At 48.7% G+C, this 13,977-nt stretch carries 13 protein-coding genes; 8 read left to right on the forward strand and 5 right to left on the reverse strand.

The genetic code is table 11. From position 1 onward, the window contains the following. Positions 1–719: 719 nt before the first annotated feature. The 5 genes from BLQ13_RS29045 to BLQ13_RS18455 all read right to left on the reverse strand — a co-directional run bounded on the left by BLQ13_RS29045 (position 720) and on the right by BLQ13_RS18455 (position 4,115). Positions 720–851, reverse strand: a complete 132-nt coding sequence (locus BLQ13_RS29045) for a hypothetical protein (protein WP_276326753.1) — start codon at positions 849–851, stop codon at positions 720–722. A gap of 319 nt (positions 852–1,170) precedes the next feature. Beyond that, entirely contained in the window at positions 1,171–1,485 is a 315-nt protein-coding gene (locus BLQ13_RS18440) for a DMT family transporter (RefSeq protein WP_090922789.1), read from the reverse strand. Further along, entirely contained in the window at positions 1,485–1,841 is a 357-nt protein-coding gene (locus BLQ13_RS18445) for a DMT family transporter (RefSeq protein ID WP_090922791.1), read from the reverse strand. Before BLQ13_RS18445 ends, BLQ13_RS18440 begins: the two co-directional genes overlap by 1 nt. Positions 1,842–1,846: 5 nt before the next feature. After that, positions 1,847–2,461 (reverse strand): TetR/AcrR family transcriptional regulator, encoded by a 615-nt coding sequence (locus tag BLQ13_RS18450; RefSeq protein ID WP_090922793.1) that lies wholly within the window; start codon positions 2,459–2,461, stop codon positions 1,847–1,849. A 157-nt stretch (positions 2,462–2,618) separates the two neighbouring features. Further along, positions 2,619–4,115 carry a phospholipase D family protein gene (locus BLQ13_RS18455; RefSeq protein ID WP_244159377.1) on the reverse strand — a complete coding sequence of 499 codons (1,497 nt, stop codon included), beginning with the start codon at positions 4,113–4,115 and terminating at the stop codon, positions 2,619–2,621. Positions 4,116–4,331: 216 nt separating this feature from the next. Here BLQ13_RS18455 and BLQ13_RS18460 point away from each other — a divergent pair, with 216 nt between their 5' ends. From BLQ13_RS18460 to BLQ13_RS18495, 8 genes are all read left to right on the forward strand, one after another. Further along, positions 4,332–5,258 (forward strand): MerR family transcriptional regulator, encoded by a 927-nt coding sequence (locus BLQ13_RS18460; protein ID WP_090922795.1) that lies wholly within the window; start codon positions 4,332–4,334, stop codon positions 5,256–5,258. Positions 5,259–5,553: 295 nt separating this feature from the next. Beyond that, positions 5,554–7,104 (forward strand): phytoene desaturase family protein, encoded by a 1,551-nt coding sequence (locus tag BLQ13_RS18465; protein ID WP_090922797.1) that lies wholly within the window; start codon positions 5,554–5,556, stop codon positions 7,102–7,104. After that, positions 7,101–8,564 carry a phytoene desaturase family protein gene (locus BLQ13_RS18470; RefSeq protein WP_090922799.1) on the forward strand — a complete coding sequence of 488 codons (1,464 nt, stop codon included), beginning with the start codon at positions 7,101–7,103 and terminating at the stop codon, positions 8,562–8,564. The genes BLQ13_RS18465 and BLQ13_RS18470 overlap by 4 nt, the downstream gene beginning before the upstream one ends. Then, a complete protein-coding gene (locus BLQ13_RS18475) occupies positions 8,561–9,433 on the forward strand; it encodes a phytoene/squalene synthase family protein (protein WP_090922801.1) in 873 nt (290 codons plus the stop codon). The genes BLQ13_RS18470 and BLQ13_RS18475 overlap by 4 nt, the downstream gene beginning before the upstream one ends. Then, positions 9,433–10,200 (forward strand): carotenoid biosynthesis protein, encoded by a 768-nt coding sequence (locus tag BLQ13_RS18480; RefSeq protein WP_090922803.1) that lies wholly within the window; start codon positions 9,433–9,435, stop codon positions 10,198–10,200. The genes BLQ13_RS18475 and BLQ13_RS18480 overlap by 1 nt, the downstream gene beginning before the upstream one ends. Further along, positions 10,169–10,942: a lysophospholipid acyltransferase family protein gene (locus BLQ13_RS18485; RefSeq protein WP_090922805.1), complete on the forward strand. Its 774-nt coding sequence runs from the start codon at positions 10,169–10,171 to the stop codon at positions 10,940–10,942. The genes BLQ13_RS18480 and BLQ13_RS18485 overlap by 32 nt, the downstream gene beginning before the upstream one ends. Position 10,943: 1 nt before the next feature. Next, a complete protein-coding gene (locus tag BLQ13_RS18490; RefSeq protein WP_244159378.1) occupies positions 10,944–12,104 on the forward strand; it encodes a glycosyltransferase family 2 protein in 1,161 nt (386 codons plus the stop codon). Positions 12,105–12,217: 113 nt separating this feature from the next. Next, positions 12,218–13,738, forward strand: a complete 1,521-nt coding sequence (locus BLQ13_RS18495; protein WP_167375783.1) for a phytoene desaturase family protein — start codon at positions 12,218–12,220, stop codon at positions 13,736–13,738. The last annotated feature ends 239 nt before the right edge of the window (positions 13,739–13,977 follow it).

Raw genomic sequence — 13,977 nt, forward strand, 5'->3', positions numbered from 1 at the left:
GAGGAGAGCCCAGAAAGAATTGAGATAAGAACTGAGAGAGTACAGTACGCAAGCCGTAAAGCTGTACGCTGTACTTTTTGGAGAGGGAATGGAAGAATGTATAAAGGACGTATCGAAAACACATCAACACATCAAGAACGCATAAATCCCGCTTTAAGAACGCTTCAAAAACACATCAAAAACACATCAAAAACACATCAACACCTCAACAACGCTCTTAAGGACGACTCGAGAACATATCGAAAATTTATTCTAACGATCACAGTGGAGCTTATTTGAGCAATATTCATCCTTTTGAAATTCTAACGATCACCAGAAACCTTATTTTGTTGAAAACACAAGCTGGACGTCCATTTTCGCATCAAAATCCTGAAATAAGCTCGCCTGAGATCGTTAGAAATCTAAAACCTGTAATTTGGCCCAAATAGCGTTACTGGTGATCGTTAGAAATTAAATGCATGAACCGCGCTACTTCGGAAAAGGAAAAGAGAGAAAAAGTGAATGAATATCGAATGGAGGGAAGTAAGCCAAGCAAAACAAAGCGCAAATAGAAAGTAAACCAACATAAATCGATATAAACTAAAATAAATCAGAACAAATTAAAGAAGATATAATACAGTTCAATAAAAGAAATTAAAATAAAAAAGGAATAAATGAAAATCCAAGCAAAGCATTGCGAGTCTAAGAAAAAAGAGCAAGTGAAGTAAAGAGAAAGCAGACTATGCCCCTCCCATAAAATCGTATATAGCGATCATAATGATTACTCCCAAGAAAAAGAGATAGAAGAGTGCCAGTGCGATCAAGAACGAATAACCGGTATATGCTCCGATACGTACCAACCATTTTTTCATAAAATGCACTCCCCTTCTTTCCAATGAGCTTAATGACAAGGTCATCTCTTAGATTACATTATATCCCAAATCACCTGTTGTGTTTAAAAAATTCACCTGAAATTTGTACTTACACAAACCTACCTACACAAACCTACCTACACAAACCTACCTACACAAACCTATGTATACGAACGCACTCCACAATCGTATCTCCACAAACGCACCTCGACAAACGTACTTAAAACAATCGTACCTACAAAAAAGACGACTCCCTGAGTGAAGTCGCCTTTCTGCCTGAAGTTAATAATATCCATTATATTGCACGATAATCATTACATTACGTAATGATTTTCAATCCTACCGCTGCTACCAAAATCATTGCAATGAACAGTAGCCGCTTCGCTTCTTTACGTTCACCAAACAGAAGCATTCCCGTCACCGTACTTCCCACTGTGCCAATTCCTGTCCACACCGCGTAAGCTGTACCCATAGGGATAGATGTCATCGCGTAAGATAACAGCGAGAAGCTGAATACGAATGATACCAGCATCAGGACAATATAAGGCCATCCCTTACGCGTAGAAGCACCGTTGATGCCGATGACCCCAAAAATTTCACAAATTCCTGCACCTACAATCGCAAGCCAAGCCATTAGACGGCACCTCCTTTAACCTGTGGTTCCTGCTTCTCTTGCTGATCCGTGACGAGTTTCAGCCCAATGACACCGCAGAGCAGCAGTCCAATCAGTAGCATTTTAGCCAAACGGAACGGTTCACCAAACAGTAGCATTTCGGTCAACACCGTACCGGCTGTACCGATCCCCGTAAACACTGCGTAGACCGTACCCACAGGCAGTCGTTTAGCCGCAGCAATGATCAGGCCGAAACTAATGACAATGGCGAGTCCCGTCAATGCCCATTCCCAAGCATTCGAAGCATGTTTTAGTCCGCTAACCCACACAATTTCAATAATGCCTCCTACAAAAACGTATAACCAGTTGCGGTTCATGATGTTCAATCTCCTTCTGGCACGATAGGGCGTGCCTGTTCATTCAAGCTGTGTATACCATTCCAAAAGACAGGCCAGGAAGCATCCAGCCGTCTCTTGTACCGACGTGAGCTTCCATAGATAATTTCAACAGTAATGCCATCGAGAAAGGTCATAAAAGCAATGGCGGCCTGCTCGGCAGGAATAGGCGGAACATCCCCCTCGCGAATCGCACGTTGCAACAGCCGTGACAATGCACGCTCCATTCCGTCCAGAAATGGATATACCAGATCCATCACCTGGCCATACAGATCGGGCGGCGGATAATAACAGTTGCGTAGCATCAACCTGGCAGAGGCGTGATCCTGATACTCCTGCTCGAACCACGTCAGCAACCCCCGCAGCCGTTGTTCCAGTGGCAAGTGGGCGTGATCTCGGAAATATTCCAAGGTATGTCGCCGTACTTCATCAAATGCATACTCAAGGGTGTGCATAAACAAGTCTTCTTTACCGCTAAAATGTGCATATATCGAGGGTTTCTTAATCCCGACTTCATCAGCGATCGCTCTTAGCGAAGCCCCTTCATAGCCGTCTCTGGCAAAATGAAACAGGGATGCATCCCGGATGGAATAAGCAGTCATTTTGTTCACCTTCCTAACGGTCGTTAGGTAACATCTTTTCACACATTACATCTTCTGTCAAGCCAGGATAGAAAACAGAAAATACACCCGCCGCACATGAAACGTACAGACGGATGTATCTTGTTACAAGGATATATTTAATTATTTTGGAGCCTGGTCAGAAGGTAGTAAACCCAAGAATGAGCTGCAGTTTATACAAAATGCCTTTCAGGAAGGTGGTCTTCTCCTGGAACTCTTCCAGATTCAGAGTGAATTCGGCATCTTCATTTGTCCAAATGCGCTTGAAATAATTCGCAACGTCTAACGTAAACTTGTTGTCTGCCGGAGCTGCAATCCACACATTGTTCTCCAAATTGTAGTCATTCAGATTCCGGGGAGTGAAGTTGGTTGAGCCGCCGAGCACGATATGATCTCCAGCAGCTTTGTCAATATACATCATTTTGGTATGGTACTGTTCCTTGGTCGTGTTATACCAGCGAATCTGGATTTTGCCATTCGATTTACCATGTAATTCCGCTGCTACAGGACGATTAGGAATGCCGATCTTCTCCTGACCAAAGGCGTTTTCGTTAGGGTCAAGTACAAGCCGGATATCGGTTCCTCGCTCCGAGGCATCCAGTAAAGCCTCCAATACTTTTGGTGAAGCGATGTAGAACATCCCCATCCAAATGGTATCCCCTTTTCCCACCTGGCTCAGCTCATCCAGCAAGGCATCATTGACTTTGCCTTCGGTCACATAACGAAGGCGAACAGGCCGATCATTTTCATCGGCTTCCTCGGAAGACGGAGTGTGGGAGATTTCGTCATAGACAGGGAGCTGGCCCCCGCCCGATATATCTACAACAGCTTGCTCCGATTGAATGATATCTCCAATGATCGGGCCGGTAACCTCAAAGCCAATGTTGGAGTGATAAGCGCTAGGATCATGAATGTTACCTGATGATACAATAGCTGTTTTTTCGCTGAGAACAACCTTGCGGTGATTGGCCTTTACATTCAGCAATTTCAGATAGGAACGTAATGTAACATCCGGGCCATCTGTCGCCATCAGGTTAGGAATCCAGCCTTTACCGGACTGACCGAACCACTGGAAGAACGTACGCCAGACTGCGGAATATACCGGTGTAGAATCACGTAGTGGATCAACATTAGTGATGACGACATGAATATCGGCTTGTTTCATCTGTTCCAGTAGCGGATTGGGGGCCGAGTTATAGTTGGTGTTCACTTCATCGGTAATGAACCAGATGTCCATATCGGGATGTTGCATTTTCTTGGCAAGGAGTGCATCAGTAAACTCCTGGCTGACAGGCGGAAAGTTCTGTCCCTTGTGTTGATAATTGTTGAACAGAAACATATCCACCAGGACAAATTGCTCGGCATCCTCAACCACCTGTTTCATCCGCTGAAAAATCTGCTGTTCATGCTGCATCTGTCCGTCGGCAGAAGGGTACGTGAGGTCATGAAGGAACTCGACATTCTTCACCCGATATTCTTGACTTTCATAAGAGATGCCTGGTGGTAGCGGTTTATAGGTCTGGTAGAGCATAACAGCAATAAACCATAGGATAAGTAGTGCAATTGCTGTGCGTATGTATGGGAATTTGCCGCGGGAAGATTTGCGGTCAGAGGTATGGCGGCGCAATGGGAACAATGTTGGACTCCCCCTTTCTGTACTTGCTGACGTTTATTACCACAGGTGTAGCGATGTTGACGCAGGAGGCAGAATTCGGATGTTGTATGAGAATCATGAGAGTTTTACAGGCGAAGCATGCAATTTGGATTGGATGAATCGACAGCTGTAGGGTCGTTGTGTATAATGAACGTATTATTTTTGTAGAACGTTTATGGAGAGAAAGTAGGTAATCACGTGTATTCCATCAAACAAGTCGCTGCCATGCTGGGCATTCAGGCGGTCACGCTCCGGGCTTGGGAAAATCGTTATGATGCGGTTACCCCTGAGCGGACAGAGTCGGGTTATCGCATGTACACGGAAGAGAATGTAGCGGATCTGCGCTGGCTAAAGGAGCAGATTGATCAGCATCAGGCCAATATCTCCGAGGCTGTACGTATGTTGAAGATCAGGAAAGCTAAAAGGCCTGATTCTTCTTCACCTGCGCCGATGGTGCCCCCAGTACCCGTGATGGAAGAAGCTCATGCACAGATGGCCGATCAGATCTATGATTCCCTCTATCATTTTCAGGGCGAGCGTGCCAACGGTTTGATTGATTTTGGTTTCACGATGTACGGATATGACAGCATGTTCTACCATGTACTCGTACCGATCCTGGTTCGGGTTGGAGACGCATGGGAAGCAGGACGTGCAACGGTAGCGCAGGAACATTTCATGACGCAGTTGATCTCCCAGCGGTTTTATCAGTTTTTCCATCTGTTCCCGATCTATCCGCATCTGCCCAAAGTTCTTGCTCTCTGTCCGGAAGGGGAACATCATCAGGTTGGTTTATTGTTGTTCTCTTTATTTATGCGCAAAAATGGAGCGGAAGTCCTGTATCTCGGGGCCAATACGCCGGAAGAAGGGGTATTTCCGATTCTCCGTGAGCAGAAAATCAAACTGGTCTGTCTTTCGATTACGAGCCCCGGACTTGTGGAACCTTGTGATCAGCTGATTGACCGAATTCGGGACGAGTTCCCTCATATCCGTTTTGTGCTGGGCGGTAAAGGGTTTGAACGTGCGAAGCACGCTCGTCACCCGGAATGGATTATGCCTGAAGATTCGGCAGACTGGCAGTCCTGGATTGAACGGGAGTATTTTACGGATCGGCCACCAGGTGCCTAACAAGTGAGAGGATAACAATTGAACATAAGGCGAATGTTGATGGAATAGATTCATATAGGACATCCTTAGATCCAGCGATCAAGGGATGTTTTTTTATGGGATTATATAGATCTTTAACGTGTAAAAAACAATTAATTTGACCCGCGGGTCATTTTATGTTTTACTTGTCGTATAATATTTGTACACGATTTGTATAATGTTTTTGAGTTTACCCGATTAAAGTGTTTCATTGCGGTTTAATAATAGGTTAGGGGCTTGAGAACTAGAGATAGTCCTACATAGAAAGGTGAGTGGCATGATACCGAATCAACAACGCAAACGTGCAGCCGTCATTGGCGCAGGCCCGGGTGGGCTTGCAGCAGCCATGTTACTGTCCGGTCAGGGATATGAGGTTGATGTATACGAGAAACAGCCAGCCATTGGCGGACGATCTTCCCGTCTGGAGCTTGGTGAATATAAGTTTGACCGCGGGGCTACCTTTTTGATGATGCCTCAGTTGATTGAAGAGATGTTTGATGTGGTCGGACGCAAGCTCTCGGATTATGTAGATATGAAAGAACTGACCCCGCTGTACGCTTTGAACTTTGGAGATAAGGTGTTCACTCCTTCACGCAATCGGGAGGATACAGCAGCGCAGATCAAAGAGCTGTTCCCCGGCAATGAAGAGAATTACCTCCGGTACATGCGGGACGAAGAAGTGAAGTTTGGCAAAGTGATGCCACTGCTCCGCCGTCCGTTTGGCAAACTCACCGATTATTTACGTAAAGACGCGATTACGGCTCTACCTAAACTTGATATAAATAATACGGTTTACGGCATTCTTTCCCGGTATTTTACCGACGAACGTCTGCGCTGGGCGTTTACATTCCAGTCCAAATATTTGGGGATGTCCGCATGGGATTGTCCAGGAACATTTACGATCTTGTCATTCATCGAACACCAATATGGACTGTTTCATCCGATCGGCGGCGTGAATCGGGTATTTCAGGCGATGGCGGATGTCGTTGAAGAGAATGGCGGACGCATTCACACCCTTACACCGGTGAAACAGGTTATTGTTCGCAATGGTCGCGCCGAGGGTGTACTGCTTGAAAACGGCGAACGGATCGAAGCGGACCATGTCGTGGTCAATGCCGACTTTGCCCATGCAGTGAACCATTTGTTCGAACCTGGCGTACTTAAAAAATATACACCCGAAAAAATGAAACGGAAAAAATATTCCTGTTCCACAGCCATGTTGTATCTCGGTGTAGATGGTGAGATCGATCTGCCACATCACTCAATCTATTTTCCGGAAGATTACCGGGTGAATGTAGACGAAATTACCAAGCACAAAATTTTATCGGCAGACCCGTCTCTATATGTTCATAACCCATCCAGGCTCGATCCGACACTCGCTCCGGCAGGAAAATCTGCACTTTATGTGCTGATGCCAACACCAAACCTTACGGGAGACATCGATTGGGAGGCGGAACGAGCGAAGGTACAAGAAGACATGTTGAAGCGGCTCGAAGCGATTCCAGAACTGGCAGACATTCGTGGCCGGATCGAAGAAAGTATGCTGTTCACACCGCTGGATTGGCAGAATGAGCTGGATGTATACCAGGGGGCAACGTTTAATATGGCACATAATCTGGGCCAGATGATGTATCTGAGACCGCATAATCAGTTTGAGGAATTGGAACGCGTTTGGCTGGTGGGTGGAGGTACGCACCCGGGTAGCGGCTTGCCGACAATCTTTGAATCGGCGCGAATCAGTGTCAGATTGATTCAGGAAGAGGATGCACGAAGACGTACCAAGCCATCCTCCTACGTGAAGACTGCCCAAGCCGGAGGACAATCATGAAGCGGGCAGCTGTTGTAGGTGCCGGGATTGGAGGGCTTACCTCAGCGTTGCTGCTGAACCGTCAGGGATGGGATGTTACCGTGTACGAGCGAGGCTCTCGCGTAGGCGGACGGATAGCTTTTGAACAGGAAGGGGAATACCGGATCGATCAGGGGCCAACCATTGTCCTCCTGCCCGAGATGTTGCTTGGCATTTTGGAAGAGGCCGGTGTGGATCGCTCCAAAGTCGAGCTGCTACGCTGTGACCCGTTATACCGGGTGCATTATCACAGCGGACGTGTCATGACCAAGAAGACAGACCGGGCAGAGCAGACCGCCGAGATTGAACGGTTGTTCCCGGGAGAAGGCCGAGGATTCAACAGGTTTATGAAGGATATGGACACGTTGTTCCCCGCAGGCCGGGCAGCGTTTCTGGAACAGATGTTTCCGCGCAAAAGGGACTTCTTCACCCCTTCGCTCATGTCGCTTATGGGCAAGCTGCGTGCACACAAGAGTGTGCGGAAGGCCGTTGGGGATTATTTTGAACATGAAGAATTGCTCGATGCGTATTCGCTGCAAAGCTTGTATATCGGTGGATCGCCCTTTGGTACACCTGGGATTTATTCATTGCTTCCTTACGCCGAGCACGAATATGGCATCTGGATGGTGAAGGGCGGTTACGCGGCTCTGCCCGCTATTCTGGAGCAGGAACTGCTCTCTCGCGGCGGGAAGATCAAGCTGAACACGGAAGTCACTGGACTGGAGATCCGCAATGGAATATGCGAGGGGATTGAAACGGCTGATGGTGCTGAAAAGGTGGATGCCGTAATCTATAACGGAGATTTTCCGAATTTGAGCGGGCTGATGAAGCAGGTACCGGAAGCACCCGTGAAACGTAAGCCGTATCGCCCTTCATCGGGGTGTGTGCTGATTTACGCCGGAGTAGATAAACGGTGGGAGGATGCCACAACGCATCAGTTTTTCTTGCCACCAAGCCTGGATGGTAGCTTGCGCCAAGTTTTCAACGAGCGCCGCATTCCCGCGAAGCCATCGTTTTACGTCTTCAATCCGGCTGCAGTGGACGAGACCGCTGCACCTCCAGGGCAGAGTGTACTGTATTTCCTCATTCCGGTACCGGACGCAGAAGGCGTGAACTGGGAACAAGAGAGTGAAGCGCTGGCAGAACGTGTGCTGGAAGAAGCAGAAGAACGAGGATTCCCGGGACTCCGTGCAGCATTGCAATGGAAAAAAGTACGTACACCTGCTGACGCCGCGCGTGATGGCTTATACGGTGGAGGAAGCTTTGGCATTGCACCTGTCCTGTTTCAGTCGGGTGTGTATCGACCGCAGCCCAAGCCGTTCTCGAAGATACAAGGTTTATATGCTGCCGGAGCATCGGTACATCCAGGAGGCGGCGTGCCCATTGTCATGCAAGGCGCTAGGATGGCTGTCAATCAACTCATGAAGGAGATGGGGAAATGAACGAAGCGATTTTAAGCAGGTGTGAAGAGTTGATGCAGAAGGGCTCCTCGTCTTTTTATCAGGCGTTTAAGGGCCTGCCCAGTCCCCGCCGTGAGGCGGTATATGTCATCTATGCGTTTTGCCGCATGATTGATGACAGTGTGGATGAGCCGGAGCAATCAACGTATACGATCCATGAGATTCGTGAATTATTTGAACACCTCGAAGAAGCGGAGGGGCACTTTATTTGGCCGGCACTGAGATGGCTGTTCAGCAGCTTCCCTCATCTGGACAAAGGCCCGTTTTTTCGTCAGATGGAGGGCCAATTAACGGATCTGGAAGTGACCCACTATACAACGCTGGAACAGCTGGAGCACTATTGTTATCTGGTTGCCGGAACCGTAGGCGAGATGCTGCTACCTGTGCTCCGTAATGATAACGGTTCGGAAGTAGCGATGAATGGTATCGCACTAGGCAAAGGCATGCAGATTGTGAACATTATTCGGGATGTGGGTGAAGACCGGGCCAGAATGCGCCGTTATGTACCGCTGGAGATTATGGAGAAACACGGATACTCCGAACAGGACTGGGAAGACGGCATTGTGGATGAACGATTTATCGCCATCATTCAGGATCTGAAAGCAGCAGCGCTGAACTGGTTCCGGATCGGCATGGATCGTTTGGACACCTATCCGGTTGAAAGTGCCTTTTCGATTGAGTTAGCCGCGGCCTTCTATTCAACGATCCTGCACGCCGTGGAGCGTAACGACTACGATGTGTACACGAAACGAGCATATGTCAGCGATGAATTGAAACTGGAGATGCTGGGCGCGATTGTGAAACGGTATCCGATGTTGGCGTATCAAGCTTCCCGAATGGCGGTATCCTGATGGTTCAGTGGGTGTACTGGGTATGGTACGCCATTGGTGCCATCCTCATGCTTACGATTGGTGTGCCTGAGGCGTTATCCTTCTCTAATGGGCTATTTCTTGTATTCTACGCGTTGTATGTGCTTGACCTTATATATCAGCAATATCGCCGATCTGACCTGTCCGACCAGTCAGTCAAGTGGCTACGGCCCGACCTCTGGATAGCGTCCTTTATCATCTGGCTGGGCGGTATGGGTGTGGAATGGATCGGTGTACATACACACTGGCCTTTTGGCGAGTATGCCTATTCCGACTTCTTTGGCATCCATCTGTTCAGTGTACCGGTAACACTTGGATTCGCCTGGATCGCAGTCGTTGGCAACTCGGCGCTGATTAGCGGCGGTGGATCGACCTGGGGTGGGAAGTTGGTGCGAGCCCTCAAAACGGGATTTTGGGCAATTGTGCTGGATTTTGTACTCGATCCTGTAGCTCATGCAAGGGGATTTTGGGAATGGCAGGCTCCAGGAGGGTTCTACGGTGTTCCGTGGACAAACTACATCAGCTGGTTCATTATGGGAGCATTTCTGTCTCTCTTTTTGCCGGCCATGCCAAAGGATCGGCATTCCCTACTGCGGGCAAAATGGCTGTACCAACTGTTTATCCTTCTGTTTGGCCTGCTTGCGTTAAAAGAAGGCATAACAGGCAGTTTCATAATTGCCATCGCAGGTGTGCTGCTTGCCGAGGGGAGCTGGCTGTATGATTCGCGCCGTAAAGTCCAAAGCGTTTGACCGAGTCTTCTCGCTGTACAACCATTATTATTTGTTGCGTAGACGTTTTCGTTCGTTTACGCTCTCGGGTTCGCTCGATCCACAAATCGTAGATCGTAGGGGCTTGGATGGAGTGTTGCCTATAGCGCCGGATCAGCCTGTTGTCTATTTTATGAACCACAGCTCATGGTGGGATGGACTGCTACTGTATCATGCCGCGAAGCAAACTTCGCGCGGGGATCATTATGTGATGATGGAGGAGCGGCAGCTTCGGCAGTATGCTTTTTTTCGCAAACTCGGAGCGTATTCAATCAACAAGGACAGTGCATCGGGTGTGCGGACATCGTTGCAATATACGAATGAGTTGCTGGCTTCTGGCAAAAGGGTCTGGATATTCCCGCAGGGTGAAATTCTGCATCAGGAGGCTCGGCCGATTCAATTTCGTCCGGGCATTGGACTCGTGCTACGTCGTTTTCCGCAGGCTATTGCCGTGCCAGTTACCTTATGTCATGGCATGGTTCAGCATGACCTGCCTGAAATTTCAATGAAGGCTGGCTTGCCGATTGTGGAAGATTGGAAAACGTGGAAAAGTGAAGAGATTGCTCATCGGTTGGGATGTGTGCTGGAGCAACAACTGAATGATCATAGAGCAACGTTAATTCGGCTTGGACAAGGAAGTCTGCCAGATGCACAGCCTCTGATTCGGGGAATTCGCTCCACTAGTGAAAAATACGATGCGGCACGAAAGCGGGTGAACCGATAACATGAGTGAGAGTATGAATGCATCTGAGATATTGTGGATGTGTCTGGTGGGAGGGTTGCTACTGCAATTGCTCTTTGCGGTGTGGAATGCCGCTTGCCTGCCTAAAGTACGATCATTCCGTAAGATGAATATCGTGCCATCCGATCAGCTTGTTTCGGTATTGATACCCGCTCGAAATGAACGAATACATATTGAAGCATGTTTGGAAAGTGTGCTTGCCAGCGATACGAAGGGTTTTCGTATGGAAGTGCTGGTGCTGGACGACCGCTCCGAAGATGAAACCGCCGCTTTGGTTCAGGCGATTGCCGAGCGAGATTCACGCGTACGTTTGCTTCGGGGTACTGAACTACCTGCGGGCTGGATGGGAAAATCCTACGCCTGTCACCGATTGGTTCAGGAAGCCCAAGGAGACTGGTTTATGTTCGTGGATGCGGACGTTCGGGTCAAGCCGGATGCCATTCGGCAGACTTTTGCTGCCGGGTGCGCGCAGGGCGGCGGGCTGGTTACCGGCTTCCCGTATCAGGTTGCGAAGACCTGGATGGAAAAGCTTGTTGTGCCCATGATGATGTTTACGATCATCAGCCATCTTCCTATTTTTATGATACGAAGGTCAGCAAGTCCGATGTTTGTCGCCGCTACGGGGGCTTTTTTGCTCATTCATCGAACAAGTTATGAAGCATCCGGCGGTCATGCAGCGATTCAAGGGCATCTGGTGGACGACATGAGTCTCGCCAAAGCGGTGAAACGTGCCGGTCATCCCATGATGCTGGCGGATGTCCATGATGTGACGAGTACGCGGATGTATCAGAACGGTGCAGAAGTATGGAACGGATATAAGAAAAATATGTATGAAGGCATGGGGCGCAAGGACGTGCTGTTGCTTGGGACGATGCTGATGTACTTTGTGATGTATATTGTGCCGCCATTGGGTCTGGTTATAGGGCTAATAACGGGCAGTGAAACGTCATTTCTCTATGGTTTCATAGGCACATTGCTTGGCATGGCCGTAAAACGGGTATCCGATCATATCGGAGGTCAGCCGTGGTGGCTTGCTCTTTTTCAACCGATCAGCATGGCGTGTGTGATTGCTATTGGTCTGGCCTCACGGCAGGCAGGTCGATCTGGTAAAGGGTATGTATGGAAAGGCAGGCGTTATAGCTGATGCAGAGTGTACAGGAGAATGGAAATGGTGACGGTTCAGAAGATACAGAGAGAGACCAAGGTATAGGAGAAGGTAGTAAAGGGGTAGGAATGTTGCTGGGAAAAGAGATGAAAATGGATAACGGGCACCGGGCGGAGGCCTCAAACGGGAACTTGAAACAGGATGTCATTATAATCGGGGCAGGCTTCGGCGGTCTATCCTGTGCGATTCGCCTTGCTACGGCGGGCTTGCGAGTAACCATTCTGGAGCGTCAGGCGCATGTGGGCGGCAAGTTGCAACAGATCCAGCAGGACGGGTATCATTTTGACCGCGGGCCGAGCACGATTACGATGCCGGATGCGTTTCGCTCGGTTTTTGATCAGGCAGGCGTGGTGATGGAGAACTATGTGCAGTTGTACGAGCTGGAGCCTAGAACACGTAATGTTTTTGCGGATGGAACAGTGGTCGATCTGTCTAGAAATCGCGGCTGGATGAAAGAGCAGATTGCTGTGTACAGTCCGGAGGATGCCTTGCGTTATGATGCGTTTATGGATGAATCTGCCGCATTGTATGCGGAGGCGAATCGTCATTTCCTCGGTAAGTTGCTACTAAATCCGTCTGATAAATACAACCTTCAAATGTTGCGCAGTCTGCTTCGGGTGCGGCCTACAGTCAGGCTGGATAAGTTGTTACGCAGGTATTTCAGCCATCCACACACACTCGCCATGTTCGGGCGGTACGCCACGTATGTAGGATCATCTCCGTATCTGTCGCCTTCTATTTTTGCCATGATGGGTCATGTGGAAGCAGAGGTGGGCATCTACGGGGTCAAAGGCGGAACGTATCAGCTGATTGAAGGCATGACCCGGCTTGCGCAGGAAAAAGGCGTGCGGATTCTGACGGGTGTAGAAGTGCATCAGATCGTGACTCGGCATGGCAAGGTGATCGGCGTGGATACGGATCGGGGCTTTATGGAAGCAGAACAGGTCGTGGCTAATGGAGATGTGCTTAGTGTAAACAGGTTACTGCTCGCGCCGGAGCATCGGAAACGAATGAGTGATGCTCGGATTGCCAAGTACGAACCTTCCATCTCAGGATTCGTAACCCTAGCGGGAGTGCGCAGAAAGTACGATCAGTTATTACATCACACGGTCTTTTTTCCAGAGCAGTATAAGCTGGAGTTTGATGATATTTTCCGTGATCGCAGGATGCCTTCAGATCCAACGATATACATCTGTTACTCGGGTTATTCCGAAGCAGGTATGGCTCCGGAAGGGGCCAGCAATCTGTTCATTCTGGTGAATGCACCGTATTTGTCTCAAGCGTGGAACTGGGAAGAGCAGAAATATCGTTACGGTGAGTTTGTGCTGGAACAATTGGAGGCGCGTGGTATTGGCGGGTTGATGCAATCGGAAGTGTTAATTTGTTACACACCGCAACATATTGAACGGGATACACTCGCTCATCAAGGGTCGATCTATGGCATTTCCTCCAATTCGGTGAAACAGACTTTTATGCGACCAGGCAATCAGAGCAAAGATGTTCAAGGGCTCTGGTACGTTGGCGGTACAACTCATCCTGGCGGCGGAACCCCGATTGTTACGCTGTCCGGCCAGCTTGTGGGGGAGCGACTTGCAACGGAGCTGGGAAGGTAGAGCAAGCGTGTGGAGGAACAGGTTTGCTGGAAATTGATGAATTTGATGAACTGAATAAGGCAGACCGGGGCTGACAAGACCCTAATGAGATAAAATAGATGCTCCGAAACTCTAATGAATTCATGTTTGAGATCATGGGGTTTTGGAGTGTCCTTTCATTAGGTTGAGAGGAACGGTATACTGGATAGAGTTGTCCATTGCAACCGCATTTTACATAGAAAAAAGAGTTACAGAGCAAC

This window comes from Paenibacillus polysaccharolyticus (genome assembly GCF_900102085.1).
Lineage (GTDB): Bacteria > Bacillota > Bacilli > Paenibacillales > Paenibacillaceae > Paenibacillus > Paenibacillus polysaccharolyticus.

Coding starts and splice junctions, on each gene's coding strand:
- BLQ13_RS29045 (WP_276326753.1), bottom strand. CDS start 851: ATGAAAAAATGGTTGGTACGTATCGGAGCATATACCGGTTATTCGTTC.
- BLQ13_RS18440 (WP_090922789.1), bottom strand. CDS start 1,485: ATGGCTTGGCTTGCGATTGTAGGTGCAGGAATTTGTGAAATTTTTGGG.
- BLQ13_RS18445 (WP_090922791.1), bottom strand. CDS start 1,841: ATGAACCGCAACTGGTTATACGTTTTTGTAGGAGGCATTATTGAAATT.
- BLQ13_RS18450 (WP_090922793.1), bottom strand. CDS start 2,461: ATGACTGCTTATTCCATCCGGGATGCATCCCTGTTTCATTTTGCCAGA.
- BLQ13_RS18465 (WP_090922797.1), top strand. CDS start 5,554: ATGATACCGAATCAACAACGCAAACGTGCAGCCGTCATTGGCGCAGGC.
- BLQ13_RS18470 (WP_090922799.1), top strand. CDS start 7,101: ATGAAGCGGGCAGCTGTTGTAGGTGCCGGGATTGGAGGGCTTACCTCA.
- BLQ13_RS18475 (WP_090922801.1), top strand. CDS start 8,561: ATGAACGAAGCGATTTTAAGCAGGTGTGAAGAGTTGATGCAGAAGGGC.
- BLQ13_RS18480 (WP_090922803.1), top strand. CDS start 9,433: ATGGTTCAGTGGGTGTACTGGGTATGGTACGCCATTGGTGCCATCCTC.
- BLQ13_RS18485 (WP_090922805.1), top strand. CDS start 10,169: ATGATTCGCGCCGTAAAGTCCAAAGCGTTTGACCGAGTCTTCTCGCTG.
- BLQ13_RS18490 (WP_244159378.1), top strand. CDS start 10,944: ATGAGTGAGAGTATGAATGCATCTGAGATATTGTGGATGTGTCTGGTG.
- BLQ13_RS18495 (WP_167375783.1), top strand. CDS start 12,218: ATGGATAACGGGCACCGGGCGGAGGCCTCAAACGGGAACTTGAAACAG.